This window comes from Streptomyces sp. NBC_01304 (assembly GCF_035975855.1).
Taxonomy (GTDB): domain Bacteria; phylum Actinomycetota; class Actinomycetes; order Streptomycetales; family Streptomycetaceae; genus Streptomyces.
This window is the reverse complement of sequence record NZ_CP109055.1, coordinates 10,617,917-10,636,961: the sequence shown is the minus strand read 5'-3', so window position 1 is coordinate 10,636,961 and position 19,045 is coordinate 10,617,917. Positions and strand designations below refer to the sequence as shown.

Annotated in this window: 9 protein-coding genes; 3 read left to right on the top strand and 6 right to left on the bottom strand. The window is 68.6% G+C overall.

Annotated features, from left to right (window positions below):
* The first annotated feature begins 1 nt into the window (after position 1).
* Together OG430_RS47400 and OG430_RS47395 are read left to right on the top strand one after the other, a co-directional pair.
* Positions 2–6,484, top strand: coding sequence for an RHS repeat-associated core domain-containing protein (locus OG430_RS47400; RefSeq protein ID WP_327350273.1), 6,483 nt, complete (start codon positions 2–4; stop codon positions 6,482–6,484).
* 2 nt (positions 6,485–6,486) lie between these two features.
* Positions 6,487–6,960, top strand: coding sequence for a hypothetical protein (locus OG430_RS47395; RefSeq protein WP_327350274.1), 474 nt, complete (start codon positions 6,487–6,489; stop codon positions 6,958–6,960).
* A gap of 491 nt (positions 6,961–7,451) precedes the next feature.
* Here OG430_RS47395 and OG430_RS47390 read toward each other — a convergent pair whose 3' ends face one another.
* Both OG430_RS47390 and OG430_RS47385 read right to left on the bottom strand, forming a co-directional pair.
* Complete coding sequence (locus OG430_RS47390) at positions 7,452–9,008, bottom strand: UvrD-helicase domain-containing protein (protein WP_327350275.1); 1,557 nt, start codon at positions 9,006–9,008, stop codon at positions 7,452–7,454.
* A 231-nt stretch (positions 9,009–9,239) separates the two neighbouring features.
* Positions 9,240–9,503 carry a helix-turn-helix transcriptional regulator gene (locus OG430_RS47385; protein ID WP_327350276.1) on the bottom strand — a complete coding sequence of 88 codons (264 nt, stop codon included), beginning with the start codon at positions 9,501–9,503 and terminating at the stop codon, positions 9,240–9,242.
* A gap of 199 nt (positions 9,504–9,702) precedes the next feature.
* Between OG430_RS47385 and OG430_RS47380 the strand changes: the two genes are divergently transcribed.
* Positions 9,703–10,110, top strand: a complete 408-nt coding sequence (locus OG430_RS47380; protein WP_327350277.1) for a hypothetical protein — start codon at positions 9,703–9,705, stop codon at positions 10,108–10,110.
* 54 nt (positions 10,111–10,164) lie between these two features.
* Here the strand turns inward: OG430_RS47380 and OG430_RS47375 are convergent, their stop codons facing one another.
* Genes OG430_RS47375 through OG430_RS47360 form a run of 4 tightly spaced genes read right to left on the bottom strand, consistent with a single transcriptional unit; the run spans position 10,165 to position 18,711 of the window.
* On the bottom strand, positions 10,165–11,445 hold the full coding sequence (locus OG430_RS47375) for a DUF2399 domain-containing protein (protein WP_327350278.1): 1,281 nt from the start codon (positions 11,443–11,445) through the stop codon (positions 10,165–10,167).
* Positions 11,442–15,692: an SbcC/MukB-like Walker B domain-containing protein gene (locus OG430_RS47370; RefSeq protein WP_327350279.1), complete on the bottom strand. Its 4,251-nt coding sequence runs from the start codon at positions 15,690–15,692 to the stop codon at positions 11,442–11,444. The genes OG430_RS47375 and OG430_RS47370 overlap by 4 nt, the downstream gene beginning before the upstream one ends.
* A complete protein-coding gene (locus OG430_RS47365) occupies positions 15,689–17,083 on the bottom strand; it encodes a DUF2398 family protein (RefSeq protein WP_327350280.1) in 1,395 nt (464 codons plus the stop codon). The genes OG430_RS47370 and OG430_RS47365 overlap by 4 nt, the downstream gene beginning before the upstream one ends.
* A complete protein-coding gene (locus tag OG430_RS47360; protein WP_327350281.1) occupies positions 17,080–18,711 on the bottom strand; it encodes a DUF2397 domain-containing protein in 1,632 nt (543 codons plus the stop codon). The genes OG430_RS47365 and OG430_RS47360 overlap by 4 nt, the downstream gene beginning before the upstream one ends.
* Positions 18,712–19,045: the final 334 nt, after the last annotated feature.

Below are 19,045 nucleotides of genomic sequence, written 5' to 3'. Positions count from 1 at the left end.
TATGAATCCCCTCGCCTTCGGCATGCCCTCATCGGGCCGGGCCGAGCGTCACAGACATCCCTGGGCCCGGCGCATCGCCGTGGTCACCGGCTTCATCCTGGTGCCCAGCCTGCTCACCCCCCTGGTCACCCCCGCCTCAGCGGCGGCAGATCCACTGGGCAGACCGGACCTGAAGGACCCCAAGCCCGCCAAGGTCTCCCCCTGGACGGTCAAGACCAACCAGAAGAACGCCGACATCGTCGCCAAGTCCGCTGCCGCGGACCGCAAGGCCGCCGAGCGCGCCCGCAAGGACCAGAGCACCACAGTGACCTGGCCTATCGGCGGCGCGGCCACGCTGAGCATGCCGGGCAAGGGCACGGCCAAGGCCGAGCCCGGAAAGCTGCCGGTGACGCTGGCGGCGCCGAAGCCGGACAAGTCCAAGAAGCAGATCAAGACCGCTGATGCGGTCAAGGTCAACGTGCTGGACCAGAAGGCCGCCACCAAGCTCGGCGTCAAGGGCGTCGCGCTGACCGTGACCGGGCCCGCGGGCGGCGGCAAGGCCCAAGTGGGCCTGGACTACTCGGCGTTCGCCTCCGCCTACGGCGGCGACTGGGCCGGCCGTCTGCAGGTCCTCGAGCTGCCCGACTGCGCGCTGAAGGACCCGGATAAGGCCAAGTGCCGCACCCGCACACCGCTTGAGTTCACCAACCACCGCAGCAGCCAGCAGCTGCAGACGCCTCTCACCTTCGATGCGGACACCAACTCGGCGTCGGCGAAGAACAGCGCACCAGCGGCAGGCGAAACCAAGGTCCTGGCGCTGGCGGCCGGTGACAAGTCCGCGGCCGGCAGCTACAAGGCGACCCCGCTGGCCTCCTCCTCCACCTGGGAGGCCGGCGGCTCCTCGGGCACCTTCACCTGGTCCTACCCGCTGCGCACCCCGCCCGCGGCGGCCGGCCCCCAGCCGGATCTGTCGATCTCCTACAACTCCGGCAGCGTGGACGGCCGTACCGGCAACACGAACAACCAAGGCACTTCGCTGGGTGAGGGCTTCGACATCACGTCGTCGTACATCGAGCGCAAGTACGGCTCGTGCGACGACGACGACCAGGCCGACAAGTTCGACCTGTGCTGGAAGTACGACAACGCCTCCCTCGTCCTCAACGGCAAGGCCACCGAACTGGTCAAGGACGACACCAGCGGCGAGTGGCACCTCAAGAACGACGACGAATCCACCGTCAAGCACCACACTGGCGCGGACAACGGCGATGACGGTGCCACCGATATCGACGGCAAGGGCGAGTACTGGACCGTCACCACCGGCGACGGCACCAGCTATACCTTCGGCCTGCACAAGCTCCCCGGCGCGGGCACGGACGAGCGCACCAAGTCCACCTGGACCGTGCCGGTCTTCGGTGACGACGAGGGCGAGCCCGGCTACAAGGACGGCACCACCTTCTCCGGTCGGGACAAGAAGCAGGCCTGGCGCTGGAACCTCGACCTGGTCGAGGACACCCACAACAACGCCATGACCTACTGGTACGAGGACGAGACCAACAACTACGACACCCTCGGCAACGAATCCACCGGCACCAGCTACACCCGCGGCGGCTACCTCAAGGAAATCCGCTACGGCCAGAAGAGCGGCTCCCTGTTCTCCGCCAGCCCCGCTGCATCCAACAAGGTCACCTTCACCTACGCGGAGCGCTGCATCGCCGCCGGAACCGGCTGCGACGCGCTCACGGAGGACAAGCGGGACAACTGGCCCGACGTGCCCTTCGATGTGGTCTGCAAGGACGGCGACAAGTGCACCGGCAACACCGCACCGTCGTTCTTCACCCGCAAGCGAATGACCGGCATCACCACCCACGCCTGGAACGCAGCCTCGACCGCGACCGACAAATTCGAGCCGGTCGACAACTGGACCTTCAAGCAGCTCTACCTCGACCCGGGCGACACCGGCGACTCCCACGACCAGTCGCTGTGGCTGGACGAGATCAAGCACACCGGCAAGCGCGGCACCGACCTCGCCCTGGACCCGGTGAAGTTCACCCACGAGTTCAAGCCCAACCGGGTCGACGGCACCACCGACGACATCCTCTCCCTCGAGAAGCCTCGCCTGAAGACGGTTACTTCCGAGACCGGGGCGCAGACCATCGTCACTTACATGGACGCGGACTGCATCTACGGGCAGACCATGCCCAAGGTCGATGACAACACCAGGCGCTGCTACCCCGTCTTCTGGTCCCCCAACGGCGAGAAGACCCCGATCCTGGACTGGTTCCAGAAGTACCCAGTCGCCTCCGTCTCCGCCACCGACCCGCGCGGCGGCTCCCAGGCCGTCCAGCACACCTACCAGTACAGCGGGGGCGGGGCCTGGCACTACAACGAAGACCCCTTCACCCCGGCCAAGGAACGCACCTGGTCCAGCTGGCGCGGCTACGAGAAGGTCACCCACCTGACCGGTGGCAGCGGCACCCAGCAGAAGACGGTGACGCTCTACCTGCGGGGCATGAACGGCGACCGCGTCCTGAGTGCCGACGGCAAGCTTCCGGACAAGGACAAGCGCAAGAGTGTCACGATGACCGGCATCACCGCCCCGGCCATCGACGACCACGACCGGTACGCCGGCTTCACCCGCGAAACGGTCACCTACAACGGTGCCGACGAGGTGTCCGGCACCGTCAACAGCGTCACCTCCAAGAAGACCGCCACTCAGCACAAGTCCTACGCCGACATTGAGGCCTACAGGGTCCGCGTCGGCGCCGAGCACGACCGCACCCGCATCACCTCCGGCAGCACAGCCACCAATCGCACCCGCAGCACCACCTATACCTACGACGACTACGGCCTGGCCGACACCGTCGAGGACAGCGGCGACAAGGCCATCACCGGCGACGAGAAGTGCACCCGCACCTGGTACGCCCGCAACACCGACAAGGGCCTCACCGACCTCGTCTCCCGTACCCGCACCGTCGCCAAGACCTGCGCCACCGCAGACAGCACCCTGGACCTGCCCGACGACTCCACCCGGTCCGGCGACATCATCTCCGACACCGCCACCGTCTACGACGACACCACCGCCACCACCTGGTCCGCCGACCAGAAGCCCACCAAGGGCGACGCGGTATGGACCGGCCGCGCCAAGTCCTATGCGAGCGGCACCCCCTCCTGGCAGAAGACCGCCACCACCAGCTACGACAGCCTCGGCCGTCCGCTGCTGGTCAAGGACACCGACGGCAAGAAGGTCACCGACACCACGTACACCCCGGCTGCGTCGGGTCCGCTGACCTCCAGCACGGTCGCCAACATCAAGGGCCACACCGCCACCACGGACGTGGACTTCGCCACCGGCAACCCGGTCAAGGCCAAGGACGCCAACGACAAGATCACCGAGACCGAGTACGACAGCCTCGGCCGCGTCACCGGCATCTGGCTGCCTAACCGGTCCAAGGTCCTGAAGAAGAGCGCCAACTACGTCTTCGGCTACAAGGTCCAGAGCGCCGACATGTCGTGGGTGTCCACCGGCACCCTCAAGGGCGACGGCTCCGGCTACAACACCAGCTACATGTACTACGACTCGCTGCTGCGCCCGCGTCAGACCCAGACCCCGACTCCGATCGGCGGCCGCATCGTCGGTCTGACCCTGTACGACGACCGCGGACTCGCCATCAGCTCCCAGGGCGACATCTGGGACAAGGAATCCGCGCCCGCCGGTGACGACGCGGTGCAGACCGAAGGTTCCCAAGCCCCGGTACAGACCGACACCACCTACGACGGCGCCGGCCGCGCCACCAAGACGGTCACCCAGCACCACGGCGTCACCCGCTGGACCACCAACACCACCTACACCGGCGACAAGGTCGCAGCCAGCACCCAGGCCGGCGGACAGGCCACCGCGGTAATCACCAACGCCCTTGGCCAGACAGTCGAGCGCCGCGAATACGCGGGTCCCAAGCCCGAGGGCACTGACTACACCACCACCACGTACACCTACACCCCCGCCGGCCAGAACAAGACCGTCACCGGCCCGGACGACGCCAAGTGGTCCTACGGCTACGACCTGTTCGGCCGCCAGACCACGTCGACTGACCCCGACAAGGGCACCACCAACACCTGGTACGACAACCTCGACCGCATCGACTACAGCGTCGACGCGGAGAACAAGAAGCTGCTCTACGGCTACGACGAGCTCAGCCGCAAGACCGGCCTGTGGCAGACCGACAAAACAGCCGCCAACAAGCTCGCCGCCTGGGAATTCGACACCCTCGCCAAGGGTCAGCAGGACAGTGCCACGCGCTACGTCGGCGGCTCCGCCGGCAAGGCCTACACCCAGAAGGTCGACTCCTACGACAGCCTCTACCAGGTCACCGGCAGCCAGCTGGCCTTGCCCGACGACGACGAGCTGGTGAAGGCCGGCGTCCCCAAGACCCTGTCATTCAGCACCAGCTACCGGCTCGACGGCACCCCCAGTCAGCAGACCGAGCCGGCCGTCGCAGGGCTCGCCTCCGAGGCCGTCGAATACACCTACAACGCCACCGGCCAGCAGCTCACCTCACAGGGCACCACCGGCTACCTGCAAGGCGCCGTGTTGTCCCCCCAGGGTGATCTGACGCAGCTCAGCCTCGGCATGCAGGGCGGCAACGCTGCGAAGAAGGCCTACCTCAACTACGAGTACGAGAAGGGCACCCGCCGTCTGGCCCGCTCATTCGTGACGGACGACGTGCATGGCTACATGCCGCAGGAGCTGGCCTTCAGCCAGGACGAGGCCGGCAACGTCACCTCCATCTTCGACGGCAGCACCCAGGGCGGCACCATCAAGCCCGACTACCAGTGCTTCACCTACGACGGCCACCGCCGCCTGAGCGAAGCCTGGACGCCCAAGACCGCCGACTGCGCCGCCACCGGCCGCACCACCGCCAACATCGACGGCGCCGCCCCGTACTGGACCTCGTACACCTACAAGAAGTCCGGCCAGCGGGACACCGAAACCCAGCACGCGGCCACCAGTGACACCAAGACCAGCTACGGCTACGGCACCGACAAGGGGCAGCCGCACACGCTGACCCGGACCGAAACCGGCGCAAAGACCAACACCTACACCTACTACAACACCGGCGACACCAAAACCCGCCCCGGCCCCACCGGCCAGCAAAGCCTGGACTGGAACAGCGAAGGCAAGCTCGCCAAGCTCACCGAAGGCGCCGCCGAAACCGGCTACCTCTACGACGCCTCGGGTGAACTCCTCATCCGCCGCGCCAAGGGCGACGGCGACAGCATCCTCTACCTGGGCGGTACTGAGGTCCGCCTCACCGCCAAGGGCACTACCAAGACCCTCAGCGGCAGCCGCTACTACACCGCCAACGGCCAGACCATCGCTGTTCGCACCGCAACCAGCGGAGTCAGCGGAACGAAGCTCAGCTTCCTCGCCACCGACCATCACGGCACCTCCAGCCTCGCCCTCGACGCCGGCACCTACGCCATCACCAAGCGCTACACCAGCCCCTTCGGCACCCCACGCGGAACGAAGGCCACCAACTGGCCCGACGACAAAGCCTTCCTCGGCAAACCCGCCGACACCGGAACCGGTCTCACCCACATCGGCGCCCGCGAATACGACCCCGCCACCGGCCAGTTCATCAGCGTCGACCCACTACTCAGCCTGGATCAGCACCAATCCCTTAACGGCTACGCCTACGCCAACAACACCCCGATCACCTCGAGCGACCCCACCGGCCTGCGCGGGACGTGCGAGACGGAATGGGACCCCAGCCCCTGCTCGAAGGACGACCCAAACGGCGACGGCAACCCCGACCACGGCAGACCCAAGCCACACCAGCCCTACAACAGCTTCAGTGGCGGCACAGCCCAGGCGGACAGCGCTAGCAGGATCTACCAAAACGGCCCCTCCCTCGGCTACGGGCCCAACGTCGACGAATACATCCAAGCCAACCAAGACCACAATGCGCCGTCGTCTCCTGACATCTACGACTACAAGTTCTGGGCGAATGCAGCGCGCGATACTGCCCGTTACTTCAAGGAGAATCTCGGACAGTCGGACGAGTGCGCCAAACAGGCGCCCCTAAGGTGCGATGTACGTTCTGAGGGTACGGTAGATGTTGGCGGCTCACTCCTTGCGAAATCTGCAGCAAAGACCGTCTTTGGTAGGATCCTTGAGAAGATTCGCCCAACCCAGAAGGCTTATCCTGGGACAAAGCTCCCAAAATCATTCACGATTGAGACGACTCACGGCCGTAGTGTCTGGGTCCACCCGAATGCAACAAAGCACATCGAGGAAGAGCTGAGACGGGCAGGACGGTTCAAGGATATGTTGACCGAGGACTATCTGGTAGGGCTGTACAGATCGATTGACGCGGCAACGGTGAACGGTATCCAGTACGGCCACAAGGCCATCAGTCACGGCTGGGAACTGATCATTGTGCGACCCAAGGGCGGACAAGCAGGCGCTGATCCTGTTCTCAAACATGCACGAATCGTGATGGAGTGACCATGGTGTTCCGACTTGTCGGGGTTGAAGACTCCAAGGCGCCACAGTTGACGATCGATCCGTACGTACCGTTGACTGTGCAGTGGCCCCGATATTCTTCGGAGTTGGAAAGACCCAATTCTGAAGTGCTCGCCAACGAGACAGTAACTGTCGAAATTAAGACATCCGCCCTTGACGGCTGTCTCCTTGAGTTCATCCTATTGGACTGGCACGCGAAGAAGGATCCGTCTGGCGAGCTTGCGGGCATGGCTTTCGAGAAAGGCGTCCCATTCCTTTCGAACGATCCGCAGGTGGATGGGATTCTCAATGTCGAGCCATACGTGAACGGCGTCACGATTCGCCTGCTGGGCGAAGCTTCGGCTCGGCGCATTGGCTCACATGCGGCCATGCTGGACGTATCGGCTTCCGGGGAACTCGTCGCCCTACATGTCAAGTTTGACGACGATGAATCCAGATCATTCTATGATCAGGATTAAGTAGGGCAACGGGAAACCGGGCCACTTCCACCCCCAGGTCTGGGCCGTCCTTCAGGGGCTTGCAGCGCGACTGCAAGCCCCTGGAAGCGCGCCGCCGAACCCTTTGCTACGAACCGGGAACGCCGGGGCAGGTCCCCCACCCACCACACACAGTCAACTCGCCCGGCCTGCACAGGCATCAGGTGTCGGATCTGAGCTCCGGCACCTGTTGCGCAGCGGGCTCGACGTGGGGCGTACATCCAGGTACACACTCCCTCCTTACTGGGAATCAGGCGCGGCAAGACCGGCCTGGAGATGCACGGTCTCCTCATCGGCACCCTCGATTTCGATCCAGGGCAGGTTGGGCATGCTGTCGAGGACAGCGCTGCACGGGCCCGCGGGAGGCCGGGCATCAGGCTGTCCCTCCTTCTCGAGGCGCTGGCCTACTGTTCGCACCTACACTCGCCCAGCAAGCCCCCCGTCCTCTCCCCTACGCAAGCAAGGACGCCGCTTCAACCAGCTGCCGCCACAGGCCCCTGAGGGGATGCCATATGGTCCGTGCTGGCGTGCGGAGCACACCGACCATCCGCCACGTACACGGGATTTCCGTCAGGGCGCTGATGGATCCAGGAGAGGCCACCGAGGTCGAGGTGGTGGCGGGCCCGGGTGACGGCGACGTAGGCGAGGCGCGCTTCGTCCGGGTCGATGGGGCCGGGGATGGGGTGTCCGGCGCTGTCGACTTCGTCGGTGTCGGGGGGTGGGGTGAAGTCGGGGGCGATGCGCACGTGGGGCCATTCGCGGCCTTTGGCTTTGTGCGCGGTGGAGACGGTGACCTGGGCCTGGGTCTCGGGAACGAGTCGGTCGACGGCGTTAAGGATGGCGTCGGGTCCGTGGTCGTCGACGAGGTTGGCAAACGGCTGGAGGTCGGCGCCGGCGGGGTCGAGTTCGGCGTAGTCGCGCAGTTCGTTCCAGGTGGTGAACAGGACCAGTTCGGGGTGGTGGGTGCGTCGTCCCTGGATGAGGTCGCGGGCTGCCTGGGCCAGCGCGCGCAGGGCGTCTCCGCCGCCGGCGAGTGCGGTGGGGGTGTTGGCGTCGAGGAGGGTGAGGATTTCGGTGATGGCGCCGATGTTGGTGCGGCACAGTACGGCGTCGGGGCGGCCGGTGTGGGGGCCGATGGTGGTGGGGATATCGGCGCTGGCGGTCAGTCGGATGGGGGCGTCGGCGAGGGTGAGCCAGCGGTTGGCTTCGTCTGCGAGGCGGGGGCCGAAGCGGAAGGAGCGGGTCAGGGTGAGGTGGTGGCCTTGGAAGCCGGTCATGACGTCGCGGGCGCCTCGCCAGCCGTAGATGGCCTGGGCGGAGTCGCCGACCATGACGATCTGGGTGCGCTCGCGTTGGGCGAGGACGATCTGCTCGAGGACGGGGTTGGTGTCCTGGGCCTCGTCCAGGAGCAGGTAGTCGGTGTTGAGGGCGGGGTCGGTCAGGGCCCACATCTTCAGGTAGTGGTCGTGTTCGAAACGCACCATGCCTGCCTGGGGGTTCTGCAGGTCGTCCCAGGCTTTTGCGGCGTATGGCAGCAGGAGGTCGGCGAGTTCGGCATGTGCCTCGCCGGTGTCGAGGCCGCGTAGTTGTGGCACGTGGTGGTGGGCGAGTTCGGTGTCGGCGGACTGGCAGTAGCGGGCCACTGTGCGCAGGACCGTGTTGGACAGGGTGGCGGGCAGCAGGTCGCGGCCGTTGATACGGGCGGGAGTGTTCAGGCCGAGGTCCTGGCCGACCTTCCAGCCGGGCCGGCGGGGGCTGTTGAGGCGCTCGCGGTAGCGGTGGCCGAGTGCACCGTAGGCCAGGGAGTGAGCGGTCTTGCACTGCACCGATGCGGGGAAGCGGGTGGCCGCGTCCTGGGCGATGGCCCGGTTGAAAGCCAGGTAACGGCCGCGGCGGCCGCCGGTTTGTTCGGCGAGGAAGGCAAGGGTGGAGGTCTTACCGGTACCGGCGCCGGCCTGAATGACGAGGTGGTCGCCGTCGCTGAACGCCTTGAGGGCGGCAGCCTGTTCCTCGGTGGGGGTGAAGGACATGAAAGGGGGTCTCCGGGAAGCCGTGACAGCCCACACCAGGGTGCGGACATGCGGGAGAGCCCTGCACCGGGCGGTGCAGGTACCGGAGTGAAAGGTGCCAGCCGAGTCGCACGCCGCCGGGGCGTGTCGTGACGGGTCCCCTCTGGAGAATGACAAGAAGCGAACGTGCAGTCTCGAATCGTGCCCCTGGTCGAGTCTGGTGTCCCGATCAGGTGAGGGGCGGCGGGAAGTTCAGCGTTCGCCAGACGGAGGTTCGTGACCGGTGCACAAGGGGTCGAGGAGGGTTCCCATCGGGATACCGAAGGCGTGGGCGAGGGCGTGCCAAGTGGCCAGTGTTCCGACGGTGCGGCCCTGCTCGATCTCGATGAGGGTGCGCCGGGACAGGCCGCTGTGCGCGGCGAGTTGGTCGTAGCTCCAGCCGCGCTGCGCGCGCAGGCGGGCGAGGGACTCGCGCAGTGCCGTCGGGTCCGGGTCCGGCGGCGGGAAGATCGTCACCTGCCCATCCGACGGTGCAGACCCCTGCCCTGACAGTGCAGACCTCTGCCCTATTTGTGGCGGTCCGGGTGAAAGTCTGCGGTGAACAGGTCTGCACTACGGTGTCCGCTCGCCGGACATCCCCACTGCGGCTCCGACTCCGCCGCCCGCACCTGCTCGAAGGGACCCCATGACCGCTCTGCCCTCACGCTCCTGGAGCGTGACGATCAGTACCCGCGCCCGGATCCCGACCGTCACCTGCAGCGCCTGCCGCTCCCTCACCGCGCAGCCGGGCATCGCGTTGATGAATCAAGCACGGCGTCACCTCGCCAGCCATCTCGCCGCGGCGCCCCTGCCCTTGCACCTGCGGATCTGCCAGTGCCGCGAGCACGCCTGTGCCTGGCACCGCCATCCCACACCCTGCTCCGGCCCGCTGCGGCTAATGCTGATCTGCAGCAACAATGGACGCACCTGGCATCTGGCAGACGTCTGCCGCGGCTGCGCAGGCGCCATCCCCCACGCCGCGGCCGTTCCCGAACCCCCGCCCCGCACACCCACCCAGCCCTCCAACACGCCGCTCTCGCCCGAGGCGGCGGACGAGGCCTGCGAATGGGTAGAGGCACTGTGAGGCGGCACCGTTGATACCGGCCGGCAGCGCTGCCGCGCCCCTGCTCCCCCGTCATCATGGCAGGCCCGTGTCTGGCACGCCCGCCGCGATGTCGGCGAGGAGCGCTGGCAGAAGATCCTCCTCGTACGTGTAGGCGGAGCGCGCCTTCATCGCCGGCACCAGATGTACGTCCCAGGGGGCATCCGACGCCTCAAGCCGCAGATCGAGGGTGCCCTGCGGGGCGGTGGCGAGGTAGTCAGCCGCGCTCATCCGCCATGGGACGGCTTGAGGCGCTGCAGCCAGGAGGGCTCGCATGTGCGCCAGGCCTGCTTGGTCGAAGTCCGCGCGGACCGCGACACGCCAGCCGGCGTGGTGCAGGGCGCCTATTGCCGCGCATTCCGCCGATGAGGGAGTGCCTGCGGTACAGATCACCCGCGGCGGTGTTGGGGTGCGGTCGTCCTCAGAAGGTTGCGTGCTCGCCGCGGCCAGCACGGAGGGGTTCTCCGTGACGAAGACCCATGCATCTGGCTTTGGGGGCGGCGCCCACGCGATGTTCGTGAGTTCCCTCGGCGGCAGGGTGAGCGTTGCACCGGGCGGGACGTGCCAACCGCGGGGTGTGACGCCTGTGACGATGAGTCCGCCGATCAGGTCGTCGAAGTCCACGCCGAGCCGCTCCCAGCCCAGACGCGGGACCGTGCCGGAGTGTTGGGTGAGGGCGAGAACCAGGGCGGGCAGCGGGCCTCCGTCGAGTGCATGGGGGTCGCCGGGGACCAGGGTGCGGCGGTCGATGCGGTGGCCGGGCTCGGGGAGCCGTCCGGCGACCTGAAATGCCTGGGCGAGTAGGGCGGCAGGGTCTGGTTGGTTGAGGATGCGGGCGATCCATCCGCTGCTGCGGAGCCGGGTGAAGGCCGAGGTCGGGCTCACGAGTTCGCGGACGTGCGCAGGCAAGCAGGCTGCTGTGGTCTCCAGTTGGGTGCGGAGCCGGTCGGTGGAGGCAGCGTGTTCGGTGCGGGCTCGGGCTCTTGCCGCGAGGCGTCGGCCGCAGGCATGGGCGGCGACGGCGCCGGGGGTGAGTGCCGGCCCGCGGGCGGTCAGGGCTGTTGTGAGGTGGCCCAGGTCGATCCGCCGGCGCTGGCCCGATGCCAGTGGTTGTCCGCTGATCAGGCCTGCCGCGGCGGCGCGCTGGGTCGGTGAGGCGGGAATGCTGACGGTGACTGCGGGGCCGTCGGTGAGGGCTTCGTCGCCGCGCCGGTCGGCGGCCGCCGCGATTGCCTGCCACAGCCAGGCAAGTTCGGGGGCAAGCAGTGGTGCGAGGTCGGCGCCGGAGCAGGCATCGGCGCACAGGGAGCAGGTCATGCCGGGCTCCCGGGCAGGGTGTTGATGTCGGTGTCGCCGGGAAGTGGGTGCAGGCCGCGGATCAGCATGGGGAAGGCGACGACGGTTTCGTCGCTGCCTGCTTCGAGGTCGTGGGCGTCGATGCCGTCCCAGGCGCCGGGGGCGCCGTCCCAGAGGTAAGAGGTGCACAGGATGTCCAGGTCGAGTGCGGCAAGGTAGCGGGCGAGTCCTTCGCGGCCGCGTTCGTCGACCTCGGCGGGAACTTCGTCGAGGGGGACCAGGCGCAGGCCGGTATCGGTGAAGCGGTCGTAGTTGGCTGCGATGGCGGCGAGCATGGGTGCCAGGACGACCAGGCGTCGTTCGCCGCCGGACAGGCCGGTGCGTGAGCCCCATCGCCGGGAGACGGGGGTGCCCTCGGGGCCGGGGCGTTCGACGAGGTAGTGGACGTCGACCCAGTCGCGGATGTCGACTGCTGCGGTGAGGCGTTCGGTCATGGTGGTGCCGTCGGCGGCGGCCAGCAGCGCCTGCAGCGCTTGCCCGACTTGTTGTTTCTGCGTTTCGGTGCGGACGGCATCGCTGACTTTGCAGGACAGCTCGTACACGGTGCGGGTGGCGGCGTCGAGGTCGTCGCGCAGCCCGATGTGGACTTGGACGCCGACCCCTGAGGATGCCTGGGCTGCGCGCATCTTCTCGTTGACCGATTTCTTCCAGTCCATCAGGGCCACCCATGCGGTGCCGATGGCGGCAGGCAGGCGGCCGATGACGAAGTCCCGCAGTGCCGCTGCTTCGGCGGCGTCGAGGGCGCCCCGGGCCTGGGCGGCCAGGGTCTGCGCGCGGGTTGCGGCGCTGAGCGGGTCATAGCGGGTTTCTGCGTGGGTGAAGACGAATGTGTCGAGTTCGTCGAGTCCGGTGGGCGGGTCGTCGCGGGCGACGGTCCAGGTCTGGGCGAGTTCGGCGCGGACCTCGTCGTAGTGCTCGCCGAGGGTTCGCTTCGAGGCGGTGGGGCGGCGGGCGAGCAGAGCTTCCGCCGTGGCGAGGAGCTGTGGGCCAGAGCCGTCCGCGCGGTGGGCATCGGGGGCGGTGAGGTCGGCGTCGATGCCCAGGGCCTGGGCCAGGGGCGGCCAGGCGAGCAGTGCGGCCAGGTGCGCCTGGGTGGATGTCTGGTCGGGACGTGCTTCGGTGAGTCGTTCGTGCGCGGTCTTCAGTTCGCTTTCGCGGGTGCTGAGTTGCTTTTCTGCGCCGGTGGCTGTTTCTCGGGCGATGACGAGCTGCGCAGAGAGGTCCTCGGCAAGTGCGGTGGCGGCTTCGAAGCGGCGGGCGGCGTCGTCGGCATCGCCGTGCACCTGGGCCTCGGCCAGCTCGGCCTGGGTTTCGAGCACGGTGGTGTGTGCGCTCTGCGCGGTGTGCTGGAGATCGGCGAGTTGAGTGGCCAGTGCGGTTTCATCGGGAAGCATGCGCAGGACGCGGTCGAGTTTGGGCAGGAAGCGGTGGATGAGCCGCTGGGTGCATGTGGCCAGCTGTTCAGCGTGAGCGTGACCGTTGTTGATCAGTGTGGTCAGTTCGTCGTGGCCGGTGGGCATGCCCAGGTTTTGGGCGCGCTGTGCCCAGGCGTCATGCAGGCTGGTGTGCGTGGCTGCGGCTTCGTCCGCTTGGCGGCGCAGGGTTCGTGCAGTGTCCTGGAGCTCATGCGCTGCATGAGCAGTGGTGGACCGATTGGCCTCGGCGTTGGTCAGGTCGTGTCGTGGGGGGAAGGATTTCGTTTGGCTGCGGACGGTGTCGCGTTGCTGACGGCACTGTGCAGCGACGCTACGCCTGCCCTCGGCGTCGTCTTCGAGGGTCTGTGCGGTGGCGTCGAGTTCGTCGGCCTTGGCGCGGGCCCGGGCCAGGCGTGTGCGGGCGCCGATATGTGACGCGGCGGGGATCTCGGCGCCGGCCAGGGCAGCAGCGGGTGCCGCTCCGAGCGGGCCGGCAGCGAACGTGCCGTCGCGTCCGATCACAAGAGCGGTGCGGTCCCTCAGAGCGGTGGCGCTGTCGGCCAGCTCGATGCGGGCCAGGACGGCGCGGGCGAGATCGGCATGCGGGTGGTCGCGGACGACGTCCAGTACGGCAGTCAGGTTGTGTTCCACCACTGGACCTGTGGGGCTGATGTGCCAGGCGTCGGTGGTGATGCCGCCGGTGTGCAAGTGGGCGCCGAGCACGCCGGCATGGGCGAGGGCGAGCTCGATCATCGCCCGCTGTGTATCTGCATGCTCGAGGGCGGGGCGCCATTCCAGCAGCGTTCCGAGCGCGGTGTCGTCATCGCCTGCTCCCGCCCAGTGCGGGCGCGGCAGCGGCAGCAGCTGCCCGGCGCGCAGCCGGCGGGCGTCGGCGCGGTGCTGTGCGGCAGTGGCATCGAGATCCGCTGCGTCGGCGAGGTGGGCCTGGGCGGCATTCTCGTGGACAGCAGCGATGGCTTCGCCGGTGCGCAGGACTTGCTCGGCCCATGCGTTGAGTTGATCGCGTACCACGGCGGGTTCCGCGCCGGTGAGAGCGTCTACGTCGCCTGTCTCCCACACCGGGTGCTCGCCAGCAGGAAGCGCCAGGGCCACATCGTTGTGCAGGCCGCGCAGTTCAGGATGCTCGCGTGCCCAGCGGGCGACGTCGGCGAGTGTCTGGTCGGCGGCTGTGCGGGCAGCTGCTGTGGCGCGGTCGGCTGCCTGGCGGGCCTCGTCACAGCTGGTTTCGGCGTCGGCGGCTTTGCCGTCTGTTGTCGTGGCTGCCTCGGCGGCCTCCGCGACCGGCCCGTGGTCGCGCTTGATCAGTGCTGCTCGGTCGGCTGTGGCGCGATGGGCCTGTGCCGCGGCCTTCCAGAGGGTGGCGAGCTGTTCAAGGCCCGGGCGGTTATGGGTGAGGGTCAGGCCGGGGCCCGGGTCGATGGTGCGGTCGGCGACGGAACGGGTGGCGCGGGCGCGGGGATGGTGGGCCAGCAGGGCGTCGAGCGCGGGCGGCGTACTGCCGGCAGCCTCGGCAGCGGCAGCGAGTTCGGCGAGGTCGTCGATGACCTCGCCCAGAGCCCCATGGGCGTCCTTGGTGCGAGTACGGGCCTGGGCGGTGACGGTCTCCAGGGTGGCGAACCCGCTGCGTGCTGCCAGCTGTTCGGCCTTGAGTCGTTTACGCAGATCCGTGATGGGCCCATGGGCCTTGTACGCTGCGGAGTTCTCGATGGCGCGGGCGGCTGCCCGTGCCTCACGGTGGTCGGTGTCAAGCCGCTGGACCTCCGCTCGCGCCTCCTCTGCTGCATCCTTCGCCCGGGTGTACAGACCTGTGCTTCGCTGAACCTGCCGACCGCGCTCTGCCGCTTCGTCGGCGGCCTTCTGCGCCGCGGTGTGCGCGGTCCGGGTGACGTCGACGGCATGAGCGGTCCACACGCGGGCGAAGTCGGCCAGGACCGTGGCGGCTTGCGCGTCCCGCTCGAACGCCGCGCGGGTGGTGTCGGATTCGGCGAGCGCCTCTGCGGTCGCCGTCAGCACGTCACCGGCCACACCCGGGAGCGACTGGCGCAGTGCGTCGGCGGCCGCGGCCGGGGAGACATCGCCCAGCAGGGTCGGATTGCGGACTTCCCGCAGGCGCGCGGCGAGTTCGCGCAGTTCGCCGGCCGTGGTGGACCAGATCCGGACGGCCAGCTGCTCGACGTAGTCCTCCGGCTCCTGGAAGACTCGCCCGCCCGCGGCTTCGACGCGGGTGGTGAACTCCTCGTGTTCCAGCGCGGCCCCGCCCGGGGCACGCAGAGCCAGCTCGTGCAGGGGGCGGCCGGGCACCGTGAACGGGACGACCTTCACTGCGGGGGTGGAACTCGGCGAGTACTGCAGCCTGACTCCGAAACTCACCACTGCGTCAGTTGGGTCCTCGGTGTCGGCTGTGGTCGCTGCTTCTTTGGCGGGGGCGGCGAAACTCAGCCAGAGGTAGCCGTAGCGGCGGCCCTTGGCCGGGGCTCCTTCGCTCATGAGGAGTTTCAAGGTGGTCGGGCGTGCTTTGCCGGCGGCGAGTTTGGCGGCATTCAGGTCGAGCAGGTAGGGCCACAGCGCTTCCAGGGCGGTGGTCTTGCCCGTCCCGTTGGGCCCGCGCAGCAGCAGGCGTCCCGATGCTGCAGGCAGGTTCAGGTCGCCGTAGCGCCACACATTGGACAGGCCGGCGCCGACCAGCCGCCAGCGGCCGCCGAACCGGTCGGCGTTGCCGGCCGGTGCAGGCGGGGGCGGGGAGGTGAAGTCCAGATCGAGGGTGTCGTTCACGATGAGCGCTCCTCCTGCGGCTCGGCCGCCAAGGCACTGAAAAGGTCCGGGCCTTCTTGCATCCGTGCACTGCGTTGGTGCGGGCGGTCGGGTGGGCGCTTGGCGGCCGTAGAGCCGGGCCGGGTGCGGGCGGTTTTGGGCACGGCGGTGCCTTCTTTCGCCCAGCGGCCGGTGGTGGGGGCCAGCCACCACATCGAGTCGGCGGTGTCGCTGTCCGACGGTTCGGCGGAGGTGAAGTGGATCAGGTTCGTGCCGGTCAGCAGGTCGCGGACCCTGGCCGCCAGCAGGAGGGGGTCGCTGGAGTACTCAGCGCCCCAGCCGCCCTTTCCGCTGGCGTTGTCGTCGGCGAATTCCGTCAAGGCCGCGACCACTTGCTGCTGGGTCAGGCCGCGCCAGCCGGGGCCGGGGCCGTTGCCGGTGATGCCGTGGAGGGTGGCGTGGTCGAGCAGTAGCAGCGCGGCGTGCGCGACGGTGCCCGGCATGGGGAAGGGCATCGGGCCGAGTTCACGGAAGTGGCGGAAGGCCTCGTCCGGCACCACGAATGCCGCGCCCTCTGCGCGGCGTTCCAGGACCAGGCCGAATGCTGTTGCCAGGGGGGCGCCGTCGTCGCCGCGGGCGCGTTGGCTCAGCCACTGGGCCTCGGCCTCGTCCAGGAGCGCGGTGTGCACGCAGGTGTCGTCGACCAGGGCGCGGCGCATCCGGCGGGCCGCGTCTGGTTCGCGTTGTGCTTGCTCGAGCCATCCTTGCGGGTCGGCAGCCGGGTCGAGGGTGCCCGGGTTGGCCACCACATGCGCCAGCCGGGTGTGGTGGACGGCGAGCAGGACGGGAGCCTGCTCGTCGTGCAGGTAGCCGTCCAGGTCGCCGTCGAGGCGCTCGACGACGCCGCGTTCGTCGAGCATGCGCAGTGCGGCCACGATGGCGCGGCGCTCGGCCATGTCGTTGCGGGAGGGCAGTGCGGCTTCCGCGGCAGCCGTGCGGGCGGCGGTGACCAGCTGTCCCAGGGCGGCCCTCGGGGGCATCGACTCGGCGGCAGCGACCAGCAGAAAGAACCAGGAGCAGGTTGCCGGGCTGGGGCCCTGCTGGGCCCAGACCGCCGGGCGCGGCGGTGCGCTTTTACGCAGTCGTACCAGGTCGCGTTCGATGACCAGGACCCATCCCAGCCGGGCGACGGCAGCGCGTAGTGCGCTCTCGTTACGGCGTACGGCGGCGATGGTCGCGTCGTCGCGGCCGCCGACCAGCCAGGGGGTGGCCGCGAGGTGGCGCAGCAGTGCCGCTGCCTCAGAGTCGGCCTCAGGCCGCCAGGCCTTTCGCGGGCGGGGCGCTGGTGGCGTCGCTTCTGTGGCGGGCGCCAGATCGGGTGCGGGAGGCTCGTCGCGGGGTGTCTCGCTCATGCGGCGCCCTCCTGCGCTGTATGGGCATCGGATGCCTCAAGGCCGACGCGGCGCTGAACCGCGCGGGATCCGGTGAGGTGGATGGCGGCGCGTGGCGCTGGGTCGTTGCTCACGGTGGTGCCCGCGAGGGCAGCGAGGGCAGCGGCGGAGGGGCGCTGGCCGGGTTTGTGGAACAAGGGGATGCGGCCGGGCAGGAGCACGCGCCAGGTGGGGGCGTCCAGCGTGCCGGTGCCGGTGCCGGTTCCGGTGTGGACGAGGGTGCAGGCCAGTCCGCCGCTGACGCCGGTGCGTTGCGGTCCCCTCGCGCCCGCGCGGGCGGCGGTCATGAGGGCGGCGAGGGCGATGCGGGCAGCACTCTCGTCCAGTTGTTGTCCGGGTATCGCGGCCAGGACCGCGCCGACAGCGGCACTGTGTTCGCTTTGGCGGCGGGCCCGGGCTTCGGCCACCTGCGCCTTTGTTGCTGTGTCGTCGCGGGGTGCGGCGCCCCGGCCGCGCGGACCGGAGCGGCCGGCGGTGCGCAGCAGTGTGGGCACCGGGACCTGCGGTCCGCCGCGCCAGGACGGATTGCGGACGGCTTCGTCCTCGTCGGCCTGGCCGTAGAGCTTGCGCCAGGAGTGGTCCCCGACCGCGGCTTGGAAGATTTGCACCCCCACCTCGGGGGTCAGTACCGCCTGGGCCAGCAGGAGTGCCCGGCTGCGGCTGGAGGCGGTGCCCGCCGAGGAATGCAGTCGGCGCAGGTTGGCGTGCATGCCCGGCAGCGTGCGCACCAGACGCAGCGAGAACCGTGCCGCGCGTCCGGTGCGGGCATCGAACCAGGCGCACAGCCCGTCCCAGTCCTCGATGCGTCCGCCGCGGGAGGCGCTGAGCGCACCGGCCGTGATGAGGTCGCGGGCCTGGGAGGCATCGACCGCGGAATGCGCCAGCAGCACGAACCACGGCTTCAAAACACTCAGGGCGGCTGCGGCGCGCGCGGAACCTGAGTCCAGCTCGGCGGCAACCCGGGTGGCATAGTCGACCAGCAGCCCCTTGAGGTCATGGGTGCGTTCCTCGTCCAGATCGAACCGGTCGGCCAGGCTCATCAGGACGTCCTCGGCACCCACCAGGGCAGCGTCCAGATCGTCATGGCTGGTGAACACGGCCCCCACCGCGTCCATGCATGCAGCGCCGACACGCTCGATGTTCGGGTCGTGCGCGCCCAGGGCGGCCGCGAGTTCCTCAAGGTGCGTGACAATGCGATTCAGTGACACGATCGGGATTTCCCGCACGGTCGCCGTCCCGGCCAGGACCTGCCGGTAGAAACGCTGGACGTGCCGGCCTGCCGGACTGGCGGTGTAGCGCCAGTTCCGTGCCAAGATCTCGGCGTACCGGCGTGCACGGCTGGTGTCCGAGCGCACCGAGACCGCGTTCATTGCTTTGAGCGCATCCAGGCGAGTCTCGACCACCCGTGTATCCATGCGAAGCCCGTTGGCCGCGAGGGCTGCTGCCACTTCGGCGGCCGTCAGGTCGGTTACCGATCCCTCAAGCACATCCATGATTGCGATGTAGTCGCCGGACTCTGGTCGCACCAGATATCCCACAACCTGCCGCGCATCGTCGGATCCTGCGAACTCCGGCTCCTGTGTCGGCACCAACTCCCCCTCCTTGCGGCCCGAAAGCACCGCACTGCTGCGGGCTTCGTTGGGAAACGTAGAGGCCGCCACTGACAACACCCCCGGGAATCCCGCAGATTGGGGGGACACTCCCCCACTCCGTGTGACTCGAACACTTCACTGTCAGCCCTGTGCGCGGCGGGCTGGGAGCCGATGGCGGCCTGCGTGGGGTTCAGCTGACGGCCGACGATGCAGGACGCTGGACGCGGCTTTGAGCTGCGCCGAAGAACGTAGGAGCAGCTATGTCGATGACGCGCGGCCCTGCCGCTCAAGGGAAACGGGGCGCGGCCGCCGACCCGTGAGCCGCTGGGCG